The sequence below is a fragment of the Mycobacterium gastri genome, from assembly GCF_002102175.1.
In the GTDB taxonomy this organism is placed as follows: domain Bacteria; phylum Actinomycetota; class Actinomycetes; order Mycobacteriales; family Mycobacteriaceae; genus Mycobacterium; species Mycobacterium gastri.
In genome coordinates this window covers 46,655-63,165 of sequence record NZ_LQOX01000118.1, presented here as the reverse complement: position 1 = coordinate 63,165, position 16,511 = coordinate 46,655, and the positions used below count along the sequence as shown (strand labels likewise).

The 16,511-nt window shown below is 68.6% G+C and carries 16 protein-coding genes and 2 pseudogenes; 11 read left to right on the top strand and 7 right to left on the bottom strand.

Going from position 1 to position 16,511, the window contains the following annotated elements; all coding sequences use genetic code 11:
• Positions 1 to 229: 229 nt before the first annotated feature.
• A pseudogene (locus AWC07_RS30025) lies at positions 230 to 457 on the bottom strand (PPE family protein); the annotation flags it as partial.
• Between the two features lie 366 nt (positions 458 to 823).
• On the opposite strand from AWC07_RS30025, the gene AWC07_RS16750 reads away from it, so the two are divergent.
• From AWC07_RS16750 to AWC07_RS16730, 5 genes are read left to right on the top strand one after another with little or no spacing between them, the layout of a single operon-like run.
• A complete protein-coding gene (locus tag AWC07_RS16750) occupies positions 824 to 2,251 on the top strand; it encodes an amino acid permease (protein ID WP_084293709.1) in 1,428 nt (475 codons plus the stop codon).
• A gap of 11 nt (positions 2,252 to 2,262) precedes the next feature.
• Positions 2,263 to 3,171, top strand: a complete 909-nt coding sequence (locus AWC07_RS16745) for an Rv1678 family membrane protein (RefSeq protein WP_085105160.1) — start codon at positions 2,263 to 2,265, stop codon at positions 3,169 to 3,171.
• On the top strand, positions 3,171 to 4,292 hold the full coding sequence (gene fadE16, locus AWC07_RS16740; protein WP_036417978.1) for an Rv1679 family acyl-CoA dehydrogenase: 1,122 nt from the start codon (positions 3,171 to 3,173) through the stop codon (positions 4,290 to 4,292). Before AWC07_RS16745 ends, fadE16 begins: the two co-directional genes overlap by 1 nt.
• 18 nt (positions 4,293 to 4,310) lie before the next feature.
• Positions 4,311 to 5,135: an Rv1680 family SBP-like protein gene (locus AWC07_RS16735; protein ID WP_036417976.1), complete on the top strand. Its 825-nt coding sequence runs from the start codon at positions 4,311 to 4,313 to the stop codon at positions 5,133 to 5,135.
• Positions 5,132 to 6,127 (top strand): Rv1681 family radical SAM protein, encoded by a 996-nt coding sequence (locus AWC07_RS16730; RefSeq protein ID WP_139829744.1) that lies wholly within the window; start codon positions 5,132 to 5,134, stop codon positions 6,125 to 6,127. The genes AWC07_RS16735 and AWC07_RS16730 overlap by 4 nt, the downstream gene beginning before the upstream one ends.
• 21 nt (positions 6,128 to 6,148) lie before the next feature.
• Here the strand turns inward: AWC07_RS16730 and AWC07_RS16725 are convergent, their stop codons facing one another.
• From AWC07_RS16725 to AWC07_RS16700, 6 genes and pseudogenes are all read right to left on the bottom strand, one after another.
• Complete coding sequence (locus AWC07_RS16725) at positions 6,149 to 7,084, bottom strand: ketopantoate reductase family protein (RefSeq protein ID WP_036417972.1); 936 nt, start codon at positions 7,082 to 7,084, stop codon at positions 6,149 to 6,151.
• Positions 7,085 to 7,094: 10 nt separating this feature from the next.
• Positions 7,095 to 8,098: pseudogene (locus AWC07_RS16720) on the bottom strand (enolase C-terminal domain-like protein).
• A gap of 9 nt (positions 8,099 to 8,107) precedes the next feature.
• Positions 8,108 to 8,503, bottom strand: coding sequence for a nitroreductase family deazaflavin-dependent oxidoreductase (locus AWC07_RS16715; RefSeq protein WP_036417970.1), 396 nt, complete (start codon positions 8,501 to 8,503; stop codon positions 8,108 to 8,110).
• Between the two features lie 162 nt (positions 8,504 to 8,665).
• Positions 8,666 to 8,977 (bottom strand): glutaredoxin family protein, encoded by a 312-nt coding sequence (locus AWC07_RS16710; protein ID WP_036417968.1) that lies wholly within the window; start codon positions 8,975 to 8,977, stop codon positions 8,666 to 8,668.
• Between the two features lie 4 nt (positions 8,978 to 8,981).
• Positions 8,982 to 9,551, bottom strand: coding sequence for a peroxiredoxin-like family protein (locus tag AWC07_RS16705; protein ID WP_084293704.1), 570 nt, complete (start codon positions 9,549 to 9,551; stop codon positions 8,982 to 8,984).
• A gap of 127 nt (positions 9,552 to 9,678) precedes the next feature.
• Complete coding sequence (locus AWC07_RS16700) at positions 9,679 to 10,095, bottom strand: YflT domain-containing protein (protein ID WP_244187613.1); 417 nt, start codon at positions 10,093 to 10,095, stop codon at positions 9,679 to 9,681.
• 456 nt (positions 10,096 to 10,551) lie between these two features.
• Here AWC07_RS16700 and hemL point away from each other — a divergent pair, with 456 nt between their 5' ends.
• The 6 genes from hemL to ccsB are packed head-to-tail and all read left to right on the top strand — an operon-like array spanning position 10,552 to position 16,471.
• Positions 10,552 to 11,886 (top strand): glutamate-1-semialdehyde 2,1-aminomutase, encoded by a 1,335-nt coding sequence (gene hemL / locus AWC07_RS16695; RefSeq protein ID WP_036417966.1) that lies wholly within the window; start codon positions 10,552 to 10,554, stop codon positions 11,884 to 11,886.
• On the top strand, positions 11,886 to 12,494 hold the full coding sequence (locus AWC07_RS16690) for a histidine phosphatase family protein (RefSeq protein ID WP_036417964.1): 609 nt from the start codon (positions 11,886 to 11,888) through the stop codon (positions 12,492 to 12,494). The genes hemL and AWC07_RS16690 overlap by 1 nt, the downstream gene beginning before the upstream one ends.
• Positions 12,495 to 12,496: 2 nt before the next feature.
• Complete coding sequence (locus tag AWC07_RS16685; protein ID WP_036417962.1) at positions 12,497 to 13,099, top strand: TlpA disulfide reductase family protein; 603 nt, start codon at positions 12,497 to 12,499, stop codon at positions 13,097 to 13,099.
• The gene (locus tag AWC07_RS16680; protein ID WP_036417960.1) at positions 13,096 to 13,860 is read left to right on the top strand and encodes a cytochrome c biogenesis CcdA family protein; all 765 of its coding nucleotides are present in this window, start codon (positions 13,096 to 13,098) and stop codon (positions 13,858 to 13,860) included. The genes AWC07_RS16685 and AWC07_RS16680 overlap by 4 nt, the downstream gene beginning before the upstream one ends.
• Positions 13,861 to 13,919: 59 nt before the next feature.
• Positions 13,920 to 15,500, top strand: coding sequence for a cytochrome c biogenesis protein ResB (locus tag AWC07_RS16675; RefSeq protein WP_085105159.1), 1,581 nt, complete (start codon positions 13,920 to 13,922; stop codon positions 15,498 to 15,500).
• Complete coding sequence (gene ccsB / locus AWC07_RS16670) at positions 15,497 to 16,471, top strand: c-type cytochrome biogenesis protein CcsB (protein ID WP_036410231.1); 975 nt, start codon at positions 15,497 to 15,499, stop codon at positions 16,469 to 16,471. Before AWC07_RS16675 ends, ccsB begins: the two co-directional genes overlap by 4 nt.
• Positions 16,472 to 16,511: the final 40 nt, after the last annotated feature.

The following is a 16,511-nucleotide window of genomic DNA, read 5'->3' as shown; positions in this document are numbered from 1 at the left end:
GGCCGGGCATAGCTAGCGGTGTCCGAAGCCGGACAGGAAAGTGCCCTTGTTGTAACCGCCGGAGTTTCCGAAACCCGCATTTCCGAAACCCGAATTGAAGAGGAAGCCCGAATTGAAGATGCCCGAAGTGGACCCGCTTGAATTGAGGTAGCCCGAGGCTGGGCTCACATTCCGCAAGCCCGAGACGGTAAAGCCCGCCGCCGAAGTTGCTGTCGCCGCGGTTTCCGCCGCCGAAATTGGTGTTGCCGCGGTTTCCGCCGCCGAAGTTCGCAACGCCGTAATTGCCGTTGCCGACATTGAGGTTTCCCCTGTTGCCGATGCCCACATTGATTCCGGGCAGACCGGCCAGCAGCTCCCACGGCGTCAACTGCGCCTCCAGGATCACCGCCTCCGAAGCTCCGCCATGATAGCCCACCATCGCCGCCACGTCCTCGGCCCACATCTGTTCGTAGCTGCTAGATACATCCGTGCCGAGTTGAGCTCAAGCGGCAATACCGGAAAGTCCACCGCCCCGTCCTTTCTGGGCGACTTTGCTGCCCACACTGGGGCAAGGCGCCCCGTGCAGTGCTAGACAGAACCGCCATAGGCGGGCGTGCAGAAACGCTAGAACATTTCCGTCGTGCGCACGGCCTTTTCGCGTCCAGATGCGATTTACGTCCAGGGACGTGGTGTAAGGCAACCCAGGGTACGGGCGGTGCCCTCGGCGGCAATGGTGGGTTTGCGACGAGAGCCGAGGCAATCACCGGGCATCGCAGGGTTGCATCGGTGCGCTCGCTATCCGTAATCGATCCGCAAGCGCGGCGCGGACTGCTAGCGTCCGGTAATGCGGCGCACGCAGAACCGAGCGCATCGCGCGGCGCGCACGAACATCGAGAGCGGGCCGGCGCGTCCGGCTTCGAGGGCGACAGCGCAACTGCGCCAGGCACTGTCGCAGCGACAGCTCAACATGATCGCCCTCGGCGGAGTGATCGGCGCCGGCTTGTTCGTCGGCTCCGGCGTGGTGATCCAGGCGACCGGCCCCGCGGCGTTTCTGACCTACGCGATGTGCGGGGTGCTGATCGTGCTGGTGATGCGGATGCTCGGGGAGATGGCCACCGCGAACCCGTCCACCGGGTCGTTCGCCGACTATGCGGCCACCGCCCTGGGCGGCTGGGCCGGGTTTTCGGTGGGCTGGCTGTATTGGTACTTCTGGGTGATCGTGGTCGGGTTCGAGGCAGTGGCCGGCGGCAAAGTCCTCAACTACTGGTTTCCTGCGCCGCTGTGGCTGTTGTCGCTGTGCCTGATGGTGCTGATGACCGCGACCAACCTGTTCTCGGTGTCGTCCTTCGGGGAGTTCGAATTCTGGTTCGCCGGAATCAAAGTCGCGACCATCGTGATCTTCCTCGGGGTCGGTGCCGCGTTCGTGCTCGGCCTCCTGCCGGGCCACCGCATGGATTTCGCCAACCTCAGCGCGCATGGCGGGTTTTTCCCTAAGGGTGTCGGCGCCGTATTCGCGGCCATCGTGGTGGTGATCTTCTCCATGGTCGGCGCCGAGGTGGTCACCATCGCCGCCGCCGAGAGTCGAGACCCGCAGCGCGTGGTGCAGCGAGCGACCAACTCGGTGGTCGCGCGGATCGCGATCTTCTTCGTCGGTTCGGTTTTCCTGGTGGTCGTGATATTGCCTTGGAATTCAGTGGAACTCGGTGCCTCGCCGTATGTCGCCGCACTCAAGCACATGGGACTTGCGGGCGCGGACCAGCTCATGAACGCTGTGGTGCTCACCGCGGTGCTGTCCTGCCTCAACTCCGGCCTGTACACCGCGTCGCGGATGCTGTTCGTACTTGCCGACCGGCGCGAGGCGCCGGCACGGCTGGTCAGGGTCAGCCGGCGCGGGGTACCGCACATTGCCATCCTGTGCTCGTCGGCAGTGGGGTTCGGTTGCGTAGTTATGGCGTGGCTCGCGCCCGGCACGGTGTTCCTCTTCCTGCTCAACTCCTCAGGTGCGGTGATCTTGTTCGTCTACCTGCTCATTGCGCTGTCGCAAATTGCGTTGCGTCGCCGCACACCCGCCGAGAAGCTGAGGGTGAAGATGTGGTTCTTCCCGGCGCTGTCGATTCTCACGGCCGCCGGAATCATCGCCGTGCTGGTGCAAATGGCGTTCGACCGCACGGCGCGAACCCAGCTGTGGCTCAGCCTGCTGTCCTGGTTCGTGGTGGTTGCGGTGTACTTCGTCGCAAGGGTGGCCACGCGCAGCCCCTTGCGCCCCGTGTGATACTGCATCGCATGAGGACGGCCGGCGTGCGTCGCGGAACCGATTTCTTGTTTTCACCCGCGGCGCCGCCGCCGACCGGCGGCCTGGTCGCTCTGGCCGGTCTGCGGCTGCTTGCCGGGTTGATCTGGCTCTACAACGTGGTCTGGAAGGTGCCGCCGGACTTCGGGCAGCGCAGTAACAGCGGGCTGTACCACTTCACCCATCTGGCGATCGAACATCCGGTGTTCACACCGTTCAGCTGGGCCGTCGAGCACCTGGTGCTGCCGTACTTCACCGCATTCGGTTGGGCGGTGCTGGTCACCGAGTCCGCGCTGGCGGTGTTGCTGCTGACCGGGACTGCGGTGCGGCTGGCCGCCCTGATCGGCGTCGGGCAATCGCTGGCGATCGGGCTTTCGGTCGCCGAGTCGCCCGGGGAATGGCCGTGGGCCTACACAATGCTGCTCGGCATCCACGTCGTCTTGCTGTTCGTGGCGTCGACCCGGTACGCCGCCGTCGACGCCGTCCGCGCCGCGACCACGCCAGCGGCGGTCCGGTCGGCAGCGCAGCGGTTGCTGGCTGGTTGGGCAACCGTGCTGTTGCTGATCGGGCTGATCGCCGGGTGGCGCGGTCTTGCCGGCAGTTGGCCTGCCTACGTCGGCATACGGGCGCTGGAATTCTCACTCGGCGAATACAACCTGCGCGGAGCCGTGGTGCTGATCGCGGTCGCACTGGCGATGCTGGCAGCGGCTAAGGTCGGCCAGCGCCTCATCGCCATCGCGGCCGCCGCGGTGGCAGCGCTGGCCGCGGCCTCCATTTATGCCCAGGTAGCCGGGAATTCGGTGTGGCTCGGTGGAACCAACACCACCGCAGTGGTTTTCGTCTGCGCGGCGGTAGTGAGTATGGCAACCGGGCCGAAATTCGGACGGAGGAAAGGGGTGTGATGACCGCACCGGGGGCTGTGCAGGAAGTCGTTGCTGTCGCCGCAGAGCATGCCGAGCGAGTGGACGCCGACTGTTCCTTTCCGGTGGAGTCGGTGGATGCGCTGCGGGCCAGTGGCCTCCTTGGTCTGGTGCTGCCCGCCGAGGTGGGTGGAATGGCCGCCAGCCCAAGGGAGTTCACCCAGGTGGTGGCGCAACTTTCGGCTGCCTGCGGATCAACCGCCATGATCTATCTGATGCATGTGGCCGCGGCCGTCGCCGTCGCCGCAGCGCCCCCGCCCGGATTGCCGGATCTGTTGGCGGACATGGCTTCCGGGAAGAAACTGGGCACGTTGGCGTTCAGCGAGAAGGGCTCTCGTTCGCACTTCTGGGCGCCGGTGTCGACCTCGACGGTCGACGGTGACGACATCGTCGTGCGGGCCGACAAGAGCTGGGTGACGTCGGCGGGGTTCGCCGACGTCTACGTCGTCTCCACCGGTTCGGTCAGCGGCGTCGCCGGAGACGTTGATCTCTACGCTGTTCCGGCGGACACACCGGGCCTGCGAGTGACCGGCACCTTCACCGGGATGGGCCTGCGCGGCAATGCCTCGGCGCCGATGTCGGTCGACATTCGCGTCCCGAGTTCGTATCGCGTTGGCGCGCTGGGCGGCGGGTTCGGGATGATGATGGAAACGGTCCTGCCGTGGTTCAACCTCGGAAATGCGGCCGTGTCACTGGGTTTGGCGACCGCGGCCACCAGCGCCGCGGTCAAGCACGTCACCAGCGCCCGGCTGGAACACCTCGGTGGGAGCCTGGCCGAGCTGCCGACGATCCGCGCCCAGATCGCCCGGATGGGCACCGGGCTGGCGGCGCAAGAAGCCTATCTGGCGCAGGTCGCCGACCGGGTGAGTTCACCCGACGACACCACACTGACACACGTGCTGGGAGTCAAAGCGTCGGTCAACGACGCCGCGCTGACCATCACCGAGTCGGCGATGCGGGTATGCGGCGGCGCCGCGTTCTCCAAGCATCTGCCGATCGAACGGGCGTTCCGCGACGCTCGGGCCGGGGCGGTGATGGCACCGACCGCCGACGCGCTGTACGACTTCTACGGCCGGGCCGTCACCGGGCTGCCGCTGTTCTAGCGCGATTCTAGGAGGAATATGTCAGCCGAACCGCTGGTTGTCGGGGCAGTGGCATACACGCCCAATGTGGTCCCGATCTGGGAGGGCATCCGAAGCTATTTCCAGGACACCGAAAACCCTTATGGGCAAATGGATTTCGTGCTCTACTCCAACTACGGTCGGCTGGTCGACTCGCTGATCGCCGGCCACATCGACATCGCCTGGAACACCAACCTGGCCTATGTGCGCACCGTGCTGCAAACGGGCGGGCACTGCACCGCGCTGGCCCAGCGGGACGCCGACGTGGACTACACCACGGTGTTCGTGGCGCGCGCCGGCGGTGGGCTGCGCGGCGCGGGCGATATTGCCGGAAAGCGTCTTGCGCTCGGCTCTGCCGACTCCGCGCACGCGGCGATCCTGCCGCTGTATTACCTACGGCGCGCCGGCATCGCCGAGACGGACTTGCACGTCATCCGATTCAACACCGACATCGGCAAACACGGCGACACCGGGCGCAGCGAACTGGACGCGGTGGACGCCGTGCTGGCCGGGGAGGCCGACGTGGCGGCCATCGGCAGCTCGACGTGGGCGGCCATGGGTGCCGCGGAGCTGATGGGCGAATCGCTGGCCGAAGTATGGCGCACCGACGGCTACTGCCACTGCATGTTCACCGCGTTGGATACCCTGCCCGCCGCGCGGTACCAACCATGGCTGGACCGGTTGCTGGCGATGAACTGGGATGACCCCGAGCACCGAAAGATATTGGAACTCGAGGGGTTACGACGCTGGGTGCCGCCGCACCTGGACGGATACCGGCCGTTGTTCGAGGCCGTCGAGGAGCAGGGTATCGACCCGCGATGGTGATCCTGGACTTGATGCGCCAGGTGGGCGGACTTGCGCAGGGCGCCACCGTCGAGGTTGCCGTCAGCAGTCCCCGCGACCGAGAGCTCGCCGAAAAGTGGTGCGCCCGAACCGGAAACACCCTGGTGCGTGCGGACCTGGACGAGACCGGAGCCGGCACCGTGGTGGTGCGGCGCGGTCATCCGCCGGACCCCGCCGTGGTGCTGGGCGCCGACCGGCTTCCCGGCGTCAGGCTGTGGCTTTATACCAACTTTCACTGCAATCTGTCCTGCGACTACTGCTGTGTCTCGTCGTCGCCGCAGGCTGCGCACCGCGAACTGGGGGCCGAGCGAATCGGCCGCATCGTCGGTGAGGCCGCGCGCTGGGGGGTGCGGGAATTGTTCCTCACCGGCGGAGAGCCGTTCCTGCTGCCCGACATCGCCACGATCATCTCGGCCTGTGTCCAGACGCTGCCCACCACCGTCCTCACCAACGCGATGGTGTTCAAAGGCCGGGCGCGCCGGGCGCTGGAATCCCTGCCCCGGGACGGGCTCGCCCTGCAGATCAGCCTGGACTCGGCCACGCCGGACCTGCACGACGCGCACCGCGGCGCCGGTTCGTGGGAAAAGGCCGTCGCCGGAATCCGTTTCGCGTTATCGCTGGGCTTCCGGGTACGCGTGGCCGCGACCGTCGCCGCCCCCGCGCCCGGCGAACTGGCCGCATTTCACGAGTTCCTCGACGCGCTCGGCATCGCTGGCGAGGATCAGCTGGTCCGGCCGATCGCCTTGGAAGGCGTTGCGTCCGAGGGGCTGTCGCTGCGCCGCGAATCGCTGGTTCCGGAGGTGACCGTCACCGCCGACGGCGTGTACTGGCACCCGGTGGCCGCCACCGACGAACGGGCCCTGGTGTCGCGGACCATCGAACCGCTGACCCCGGCGCTGGACGCGGTGAGCGGGCTGTTCGCCGAGCAGTGGGCGCAGGCCGCCGAGGCGGCCGCGCTCTTTCCGTGCGCGTAGCGCCCGACGCTGCCCAGCGGATCAGTCACCGCCCCATTGCCTTTCCACCGACATGGCCACCGCCGTCAAGGTCGTATTCACCGGCGCGGCCACCCCGACGCGGGCGCCGTACCGCGGGACCGCGCCGTTGATGACGTCGATCTCGCTGACCCGGCGCGCTTCGTGGTCGAGCAGCGCCGACGGCTTCGCGTCGGGCATTGCGGCGCCGAAGGCCCGGACATGGGCGACGGGGTCGCCGACGGTGATCGCGATACCCGATGCCCGCGCCACCTCCCACGCCTCGGTTGCGGCCGCGCGACTGACCGGGCCCATTTCGGGGTCGTCCATCACTTGGCCGACAGTCATCCCGGTCAGGGCGCACGGCGCGCTGTAGGCCACATTGCAGATCAGCTTCTCCCATTGCATGGCGGAGATGTCGGTGACCGCGGCGGCGTCGAAGCCGGCATCGGTCCAGACCCGCGCGATCGCCTCGACCATCGCAAACGGCAGCGACGAATAAGCGCCGAAACGCATTGCCCGCATGGCGTTGTGGTGCACGTGCGCGGGCGCGATCCGCGCCGCGCCGAACCCGCTGGCGATCCCGACAGCGACCCGCCGGTCCCCGACGATGCCGGCGACCGTCTCCGCCGACCCGAGACCGTTCTGGATGGTCAGTACCGGGGTATCGGCACCCAGCATCGCAAGAGCCTGCTGCGCAGCGGTTCTCACGTCGGCGGCCTTGACCGCCAGCACGATCAGGTCCATCGGCTCGGCCGGGGCGGTGGTGCCGGCCCGCAGGGGCACCAGCTGCTCATAGCCGGGCCCGGTGACCCGCAGCCCGTGCCGGGCGATCTGCTCGACCCCAGCCTGGTGGCGATCGATGGCCACGACGTCATTGCCCACGTCATTGCCCGCTAAAGCCAGCTTGGCGGCGTAGATGGAGCCCATTGCGCCGCAACCTATTATCGCGATTTTCATCCGGGTGCTCCTAGGCTGTCAGCTCGGTGATCAACTCGGCAAGACCGGGTTTCTGTTCGAGCCCGAAGCCGGGCGCGTCGGTGGGGGAGATCCGGCCGTCGGTTACCTGGCAGGCGTCGGGATATCCGCCGAAGGGCTGGAACACTCCCGGGTAGGACTCGCAGCCGCCAAGTCCCAGGGCCGCCGCGATGTGCAGGTTGATCAGGTGACCGCCGTGCGGGAAGGCGGACCGGCGATCGAAGCCGTGCGCCTCGATCACCTCGAGCATCCGCGCATACTCGCCCAGCCCGTAGCTCAGACCGGCATCCATCTGGAAGACGTCACGGCCCGGCCGCATGCCGCCGTAGCGGACCAGGTTGGTCACATCGGGCACCGAGAACAGGTTTTCCCCGGTGGCTACCGCGCCGTCGTAGCAGGAGGTCACCGCGCGGTTCAGCTCGAAATCGAGTGGATCACTGGGCTCTTCGTACCAGCGCAGGCCGTAAGGTGCCAGCGCGCTGGCCCACTGTGTCGCGGTGGTGCGGTCGAACCGGCCGTTGGCGTCGACCGCGACGCGTTCGGCGCCGACCACGTCGATCACCGCCTCGATGCGGGCGAGGTCGTCGGCCAGCGCGGCGCCGCCGATCTTCATCTTGACCGCGGCGTAGCCCTGATCGAGATAGCCGCGCATCTCGTCGCGCAGCTCGGCCGGGCCGCGTCCCGGGTAGTAGTAGCCGCCGGCCGCATACACCGCGACCGCGCGCGCCGGTGTTCGCCCGAAGTGACGTGCGATGGTCGCGTAGGCGGGTTCGTCGTCGAGTTTGGCGTTGAGGTCCCAGCATGCCAGCTCCAGGGCGGCGGCCGCGGCCGTCCGGTCTCCGTGTCCGCCGGGTTTCTCGTCACCGGTTTTCCGTCGCGGATGACATCGCTGACCAGTGCCACCAGCGAGACCGTGTGCTGTGCGAAGTTGACGACCGCGTTGGCCGGGCTGCCGGGTAGTGCGACCGGTCGCTCCCGGATCGCAGTGACCCGCATCTCCAGGTCTCAGGAGGTCCGGGTAAACAGCACCGCGCTCTCGAACGGCAGCCGCGCGAAAATCGGCCGCCAGCCGGCAGCGACCTGCGGCGCCGCCTCGGCCATGCTCACCACCCGCGGATCGGCGATGCCGAAAGTCTTGGCGCGCCGCCGCATTCGCCCGCCACCGGCCGCCTTGAGGTTCTTCAGCCAGTCCCGGTCCGGGCCGTAAGTCAATACAACCGCCACCCCGGGTTTGCCGTCGACGGTCGCCTCGAAGGCGTTGACCGGGGTGCGGTACGGCTTGCCCGATCGTCGTCCGACATGCTCGATGGTCGCGAACGGAGGTAGCCAGCCGGCCCACCTCCGCTGAATGGGGTTGGTGACATGGCGGTTGAACCGGGCGAGCTGTTGCGGAAATTGCATGCCACTATCCAACTCATTTCCGGGGCCACATCTCAAGGCCGGGCAGTCGGCCGCGCCGGCTCCGGAATCCCGGCACTATCGAAGCCGACAGGGAGGTGGGCGAATGATTCGCGCCGTGTGGAACGCGACCGTGCTCGCGGAGGCACCGCAGAGCGAGCCGGGCTAACGGCTTTGGCCCCGGAAGATGGTTCGCCGACGGGCGGACGCGGCCACCCGGTCGAGAAGCTCCGGAGCCCGGCTGCGGACCGCGTCGATGACCTGGCCGGGCGTCGGGTTGACCATCGCGATATCGCCGACGACGACGGTGGGCACGGTCTCGTTGCCGTCGGCGATCGAGCGGACCACCGCGGCCGCCTCCGGATCGGTCCAGATGTTCACCTCCCGGGTGGGCAGCCGGCGCCGCCGTAGCGCCCTGCGCAGCCGCCAACAGAACGGACAGCCCGGACGCCAGTAGACCACCACTTCGCTGGCCATGCCGTTACCCCAGCGACCGATCGATGCGCAGCAGCTCGTCGACCGACCACTGGTCGTCGGCGTGACGCCCGTAATGCACCGCGACCAGCCTGCCATCCGGATCGATGAGAAAGTCCGCAGGCAGCCCCAAATGTGTTGTGCCGTCGGTAGATCCGACGCCGGCATAGGCCGGGTCGCGGCGGTGCCGCAGCGCGGCGCGGTAGCCGCGGACGGCTGCCGACCAGGCGCGCAAACTGGCCAGGGAGCGCCAGCTGGTCTGCACGCCGAACCGGCGGTAGTGCACCTTGTCGGGGTCGGCGACCACGGCGAACGGCAGCACGGTCTGATATCCGCGCAGCGCGTCGGCCGGCGAGTGAAAGACCACCACTTCGGTGATGCCGGCGTCGGTGAGCTGCTCGTGTCGGTCGGCGAAGCTGTGCAGATGCAGACTGCAGATCGGGCACCCGGCAAACCGGCGAAACTGCAGATGGGTACGCCCCCGGGGGGCCGGCACCGCCACGGGCTGGCCGGTGATGGTTTCCAGCTCTTGTGCGGGAATCGTCACGCCCGTCGACAGTCGGCCTGAGCCGCTCATGGAGCCCTCATAGAGGTAGTACACCGCGCCGACGCGGCTCTGCCAAACTGGGTGCCAAGCCGACGTCAGCGAGCCGCGCTCTGCGCTGCCGGCAGAAAGTGGGCGGCGCGGTCGGCGTACTCGGCGGTCACATAGACGTGGTAACGGCGCGCCAGCAAGGTCTGCTCGCTGGTGAAGTCACGCTCTCCACCCGTCGACGCGTGTGCCGCGAAGCCGAAGATAGCGCCCCAGAGTGCGCCGAAGGCAATGGGAGCAGCAGCACCCATACCCAAAGCCATAACAGGCCGACGGCAAAGAGCAAGAACAGCAGACCGATCCAGGCGCCACTGGCCGCACCCGCGAGCGCCGCCTTGCCCTTGGTCATGCGGCCGGTGACTTGTTCGACGGTGCGCAGGCCGTCACCGACGATGCGCACGTGCTCGACGGGGAATCCGCCGTCGGACATGCGATCTACCAGCTCCTGAGCGGCGTCGTAAGTGTCAAACGATGCGACCAGCCGTTGCCCGGCGCTCGATGTCGTGCGTTCCCCGGCGGGGTCGGTCATGCGTCTCATCCCTCTCGTTATCCGTCTCGATGCTTCGTTGTCTGTCCTCAGAGGGTTACCCCGTGCCGGGTTGTCGTATGCACGCTGCGGCCGGTCCGGCTGAAAGCGGTTGGCTGCCATCGTTTTTCAAACTCGGGCTACAGCTGGCTGGGGCAGGCCTTGATGGGCACCCGCATGGTCAGGTCGCCGTAGTTGTCGAATACAGTCGAATACAAGGGTCACATCCACCGACGTACCCGGTCTGGCGGATTCCCGCAGACCGTGCACATCGCACACGACCCCGGTTGAAAGCGGGGAATGCGAGCCGCGGTTCGACGAGTCGATGACCGGGTTGTCGCTGCCGCAGCCGCCGGCCAGCACGGCCATCACCAGCGGCGTGCCTGCACCCGCGTCGGGTAGCGCGAACTCTTACACCCTGTAGTTGAACGGGCCGCGGCAACTGGGACACTAGTCGGCATGGGCAGCACGGACCAGGCGACCGCGCAGACGCACGTCTCCGCGCAACTGTTCGCCGACGCCTGCACGGTCATCCCCGGCGGGGTGAACTCCCCGGTGCGCGCGTTCACGGCCGTCGGCGGCACCCCGCGGTTCATCACCGAAGCGCACGGCTGCCGGCTCACCGACGCCGACGGCAACCGCTACGTCGACCTGGTCTGCTCGTGGGGGCCGATGATCCTCGGTCATGCCCACCCGGCCGTCGTCGACGCCGTCGCCAAGGCCGCCGCCAACGGCCTGTCCTTCGGGGCGCCGACACCGGCCGAGACCGAGCTGGCCGCCGAGATCCTCGGGCGGGTGGCGCCCGTCGAGCGGATCCGGCTGGTGAATTCCGGCACCGAGGCCACCATGAGCGCGGTCCGGCTGGCGCGCGGGTACACCGGCCGGGCCAAGGTCATCAAGTTCGCCGGCTGCTACCACGGTCACGTCGACGCGCTGCTGGCCGACGCGGGCTCGGGCGTGGCCACCCTCGGCCTGCCGTCCTCGCCGGGGGTCACCGGCGCCGCCGCGGCCGACACCATCGTGTTGCCCTACAACGACGTCGACGCCGTTCGGGAGAGTTTTGCCCGTTACGGCGAGCAGATCGCCGCGGTCATCACCGAGGCCAGCCCGGGCAATATGGGCGTCGTCCCGCCCAAGCCCGGCTACAACGCCGCGCTGCGCTCGATCACCGCCGAACATGGCGCGCTGCTGATCGTCGACGAGGTGATGACGGGATTTCGGGTCAGCCGAAGTGGCTGGTACGGCCTGGATCCGGTGGCCGCCGACCTGTTCACCTTCGGCAAGGTGATGAGCGGCGGGCTGCCCGCCGCCGCGTTCGGCGGCCGGGCCGAGGTGATGGAGCGGCTGGCGCCGCTGGGCCCGGTGTATCAAGCCGGGACGCTGTCGGGCAACCCGGTGGCGATGGCCGCCGGGCTGGCCACCCTGCGGGCCGCCGACCACGCGGTGTACGCGGCGCTGGACGCCAATGCCGACCGATTGGCGGCGCTGCTGACCGAGGCGCTGACGGACGCCGGGGTGCCGCACCAGGTTCCCCGGGCCGGCAACATGCTCAGCGTGTTCTTCACCGACCGGCCGGTCACCGACTTCGCGTCGGCACGAGCCAGCCAGACGTGGCGTTATGCCCCGTTCTTTCACGCTCTGCTAGACGCGGGCGTCTACCCGCCGTGCAGTGCGTTCGAGGCGTGGTTCGTCTCGGCCGCCCTCGATGACGCCGCATTCGGGCGGATCGCCGACGCGCTGCCTGTTGCGGCCCGTCGGGCCGCCACCGCCGCCGCCCGAGAGGACAGAGCCTGATGGCCGAAGAAACCCGGGTGCACGTGGTGCGCCACGGCGAGGTGCACAACCCCAGCGGGGTCCTCTACGGCCGGTTGCCCGGCTTCCAGCTGTCGGATGCCGGCCGAGCGCAGGCGGTCGCGGTCGCCGACTTCCTGGCCGGCCGCGACGTCGTCGCGGTGATCGCCTCGCCGCTGCAACGCGCCCAGGAGACCGCCGCGCCCATCGCCGCCCGTCACGAGCTGCCGGTGGACACCGACCATGACCTGATCGAATCGGCGAACTTCTTCGAGGGCCGGCGTGTCGGCCTCGGTGACGGCCAGTGGCGCGACCTGCGGGTGTGGTGGCAGCTGCGCAACCCGTTCACGCCGTCGTGGGGCGAGCCGTACACCCAGATCGCCCAACGGATGTCGACCGCGGTGGACAAGGCGCGGGCGCGCGCCGCCGGCCACGAGGTGGTGTGCGTCAGCCACCAGCTGCCGGTGTGGACGTTGCGGCTGCACGTGACCGGTAGGCGGCTGTGGCACGACCCGCGGCGCCGCGAATGCTCGCTGGCGTCGGTGACCTCCCTGGTCTATGACGGCGACCGCCTGGTCGACGTGGTGTACTCCGAACCGGCAGACTGCTGAGCATGCGGCGGCTCGCTTTTGCTCTGGTGGTGGCAGCCGTGCTGACCGGCTGTTCCGGGCGTGATGCCGTCGCCCAGGGCGGTACGTTCGAATTCGTCTCCCCCGGCGGCAAGACCGACATCTTCTACGACCCGCCGGCCAGCCGCGGCCGTCCGGGGCCGCTGTCCGGGCCGGACCTGCGCGACCCGGCGCGCACGCTGTCCCTCGACGATTTCGCCGGGCAGGTCGTCGTCGTCAACGTGTGGGGCCAGTGGTGCGGACCCTGCCGGGCCGAGGTCGGCCAACTGCAGCGGGTGTACGACGCCACCCACGGGTCCGGGGTGTCCTTGCTCGGCCTCGACGTGCGCGACAACAGTCGCGACGCCGCACTGGATTTCGTCAACGACCGCCACGTCACGTTCCCGTCCATCTACGACCCGGCGATGCGCACCCTGATCGCGTTCGGCGGCAAGTACCCCACCACCGTCATTCCGTCCACGCTGGTGCTCGATCGCCAGCATCGGGTCGCGGCGGTGTTTTTGCGCGAGTTGCTGGCCGAGGATCTGCAGCCGGTGGTGCAGCGGGTAGCGGCCGAGGAACCGGTGAGCCCGCGGGGACGGCAATGACGGGTTTCACCGAGATCGCCGCCGCCGGCCCGCTGCTGCTGGCGCTGGGCGTGTGCATGCTGGCCGGGCTGGTCTCGTTCGCTTCCCCCTGCGTGGTGCCGTTGGTGCCGGGCTACCTGTCCTATCTGGCGGGCGTGGTCGGCGTCAACGAGGAGCCATGGCCGCAGCCCGCGGCCCGGTGGCGGATCGCCGGGTCGGCGGCGCTGTTCGTCGCCGGGTTCACCACGGTGTTCGTCCTGGGCACGGTCGCGGTGCTGGGCATGACGACCACGCTGATCAGTAACCAGGTGCTGCTGCAGCGGGTGGGCGGGGTGCTGACCGTCGTGATGGGGTTGGTGTTCGTGGGTCTGATCCCGGCGCTGCAGCGTCAGGTCCGGTTCAGCCCGCGGCTGTTGACGACGGTGGCCGGGGCACCGCTGCTCGGCGCGGTGTTCGCGCTCGGGTGGACGCCGTGCCTGGGGCCGACGCTGACCGGGGTGATCACCGTCGCCTCGGCCACCGACGGCGCCAGCGTGGCGCGTGGGATCGTCCTGGTGATCGCCTACTGCCTGGGGCTGGGCATCCCGTTCGTGCTGCTGGCGTTCGGTTCGGCGGGGGCGGTCGCGGGCCTGGGCTGGCTGCGCCGGCACACCAGGGCCATTCAGGTCTTCGGCGGCGTGCTGCTGATCGCCGTCGGTCTGGCGCTGGTCACCGGCGTCTGGAACGACGTGGTCTCCTGGCTGCGCGACGCCGTGGTGTCCGACGTGAGGCTGCCGATTTGACGGCGCGAGGAGCGGCGCTCGTGGGCAAAGCGCGCAACACCTGGCGGTCGCTGACGTCGATGGGCACCGCGCTGGTGCTGCTGTTTCTGCTCGCGCTGGGGGCGATACCGGGAGCGCTGCTGCCGCAGCGCGGCCTCAACGCCGGCAAAGTCGACGACTACCTGCGCACCCACCCCATCATCGGCCCGTGGCTGAACGAGCTGCAGGCCTTCGACGTGTTCTCCAGTTTCTGGTTCACCGCCATCTACGTGCTGCTGTTCGTGTCCCTGGTGGGCTGCCTGACCCCGCGGATTATCGAGCACGCCCGCAGCCTGCGGGCCGCCCCGGTCGCCGCACCGCGCAACCTGGCCCGGCTGCCCAAGCACGCCAGCTACCAGGCCCGGCTCACCGACCCCGCCGACCCGGACACGCTGGCCACGACGATCGCGGCGAGGCTGCGCGGCTGGCGCTGGATCGTCCGGCACACAGACGGCACCTGCGAGGTCTCCGCCGAGAAGGGCTACCTGCGCGAATTCGGCAACATCGTCTTCCATTTCTCGCTGCTGGGCCTGCTGGTCGCGGTGGCCGTCGGCAAACTCTTCGGCTACGAGGGCAACGTCATCGTCATCGCCGACGGCGGTCCCGGCTTCTGCTCGGCCTCGCCGGCCGCCTTCGACTCGTTCCGCGCCGGCAACACCGTCGACGGCACGTCGCTGCACCCGATCTGCATCCGGGTCAACGACTTCGCGGCCCACTACCTGCCCTCCGGGCAGGCCACCGCGTTTGCCGCCGACATCGACTACCAGGCCGACCCGGGCAGCCACGACCCGTCGGCCAACACCTGGCGGCCCTACCGGCTGGAGGTCAACCATCCGCTGCGGGTCGGCGGGGACCGGGTGTATCTGCAGGGCCACGGCTACGCGCCCAGCTTCACCGTGACCTTCCCCGACGGGCAGATCCGCACGTCGACCGTGCAATGGCGACCCGACAACCCGCAGACCCTACTGTCGTCGGGGGTGGTGCGCATCGACCCGCCGGCCGGCAGCTATCCCACCGCCGAAGAACGCCGTCGGCACCAAATCGCGATCCAGGGCCTGCTGGCACCGACCGAGCAGCTCGACGGCACCCTGTTGTCGTCGCGTTTCCCGGCGCTGGACGCCCCCGCGGTGGCCATCGACATCTACCGCGGCGACACCGGTCTGGACACCGGGCGACCGCAGTCGCTGTTCAGCCTGGATCCCCGGCTGATCGAACAGGGCCGGCTCACCAAGGAAAAGCGGGTCAACCTGCGCGCCGGCGAACAGGTGCGCCTCGATCAAGACGGCACCACCGTCCGCTTCGACGGCGCCGTGCCCTTCGTCAACCTGCAGGTCTCCCACGACCCCGGCCAAACCTGGGTGCTGGTGTTCGCCGTCACGATGATGGCCGGGCTGCTGGTATCGCTGCTGGTGCGCCGGCGCCGGGTCTGGGTCCGGCTTACGCCGGCCACCGACACCCCCGGTACGGTGAACGTCGAGCTGGGCGGCCTGGCACGGACCGACAACTCCGGCTGGGGTGACGAGTTCGAGCGGCTGACCGAGCGACTGCTGGCCGGGTTCGGCGAATCGGCGGCCCCGATGCCCGCAGCATCCCGAAGGAGCCCTCAGGTGCACGTCAGATGAACACCGCGCACATCAACATCGGCCTGGCCCGCTACTCCGACTGGGCGTTTACCTCAGCCGTGGTGGCTCTGGTGGTGGCACTGCTGCTGCTGGCCTTCGAGCTGGCCTACGTCCGCGGCCGCAAACTCGAACCGGTCGTGGTGGCCGCCGGATCGGTCGCCGTCGACAGCACCACCCCGGGCATCGTGGCCGACGGTCCGCGACGGCCGCTCGACGAACGCGTCGGCCGGGCCGGGCTGGCGGTGCTCTACCTCGGCGTCGGCCTGCTGGGCGCCTGCATCGTGCTGCGGGGCCTGGCCACCATGCGGGTGCCGTGGGGAAACATGTACGAGTTCATCAACCTCACCTGCATGTCCGGGCTGGTCGCCGGCGCGGTGGTGCTGCGCCGCCCGCAGAACCGGCCGCTGTGGGTCTTCCTGCTGGTCCCGGTGCTGATCCTGCTGACGGTGTCCGGACGCTGGCTGTACGCCAATGCCGCCCCGGTGATGCCGGCACTGCAGTCGTACTGGCTGCCCATTCACGTCTCGGTGGTCAGTCTCGGTTCGGGAGTGTTCCTGGTCGCCGGCATCGCCAGCATCCTGTTTTTACTGCGGACCTCACGGCTGGGTGAGCCCGAAACCGAAGGGGCGTTGGCCCGTCTGGTGCAGCGGTTCCCCGATGCCCAAACCCTGGACCGGATCGCCTACCGGACCACGATCTTCGCCTTCCCGGTGTTCGGCTTCGGAGTCATCTTCGGCGCCATCTGGGCCGAGGAAGCCTGGGGCCGCTACTGGGGCTGGGACCCCAAGGAGACGGTGTCCTTCGTCGCGTGGGTGGTCTACGCGGCCTACCTCCATGCCAGGTCGACCGCGGGCTGGCGGGACCGGAAGGCGGCCTGGGTCAACGTCGCCGGGTTCGTGGCCATGGTCTTCAACCTGTTCTTCGTTAACCTGGTTACCGTCGGTTTGCATTCCTATGCTGGTGTGGGGTGACCAGGCAGCGGGTACAAATACCGAGTAACACGACGAGGGG

Coding starts and splice junctions, on each gene's coding strand:
- AWC07_RS16750 (WP_084293709.1), top strand. CDS start 824: ATGCGGCGCACGCAGAACCGAGCGCATCGCGCGGCGCGCACGAACATC.
- AWC07_RS16745 (WP_085105160.1), top strand. CDS start 2,263: ATGAGGACGGCCGGCGTGCGTCGCGGAACCGATTTCTTGTTTTCACCC.
- fadE16 (WP_036417978.1), top strand. CDS start 3,171: ATGACCGCACCGGGGGCTGTGCAGGAAGTCGTTGCTGTCGCCGCAGAG.
- AWC07_RS16735 (WP_036417976.1), top strand. CDS start 4,311: ATGTCAGCCGAACCGCTGGTTGTCGGGGCAGTGGCATACACGCCCAAT.
- AWC07_RS16725 (WP_036417972.1), bottom strand. CDS start 7,084: ATGAAAATCGCGATAATAGGTTGCGGCGCAATGGGCTCCATCTACGCC.
- AWC07_RS16715 (WP_036417970.1), bottom strand. CDS start 8,503: ATGCAATTTCCGCAACAGCTCGCCCGGTTCAACCGCCATGTCACCAAC.
- AWC07_RS16710 (WP_036417968.1), bottom strand. CDS start 8,977: ATGGCCAGCGAAGTGGTGGTCTACTGGCGTCCGGGCTGTCCGTTCTGT.
- AWC07_RS16705 (WP_084293704.1), bottom strand. CDS start 9,551: ATGAGCGGCTCAGGCCGACTGTCGACGGGCGTGACGATTCCCGCACAA.
- AWC07_RS16700 (WP_244187613.1), bottom strand. CDS start 10,095: ATGACCGACCCCGCCGGGGAACGCACGACATCGAGCGCCGGGCAACGG.
- hemL (WP_036417966.1), top strand. CDS start 10,552: ATGGGCAGCACGGACCAGGCGACCGCGCAGACGCACGTCTCCGCGCAA.
- AWC07_RS16690 (WP_036417964.1), top strand. CDS start 11,886: ATGGCCGAAGAAACCCGGGTGCACGTGGTGCGCCACGGCGAGGTGCAC.
- AWC07_RS16685 (WP_036417962.1), top strand. CDS start 12,497: ATGCGGCGGCTCGCTTTTGCTCTGGTGGTGGCAGCCGTGCTGACCGGC.
- AWC07_RS16680 (WP_036417960.1), top strand. CDS start 13,096: ATGACGGGTTTCACCGAGATCGCCGCCGCCGGCCCGCTGCTGCTGGCG.
- AWC07_RS16675 (WP_085105159.1), top strand. CDS start 13,920: ATGGGCACCGCGCTGGTGCTGCTGTTTCTGCTCGCGCTGGGGGCGATA.
- ccsB (WP_036410231.1), top strand. CDS start 15,497: ATGAACACCGCGCACATCAACATCGGCCTGGCCCGCTACTCCGACTGG.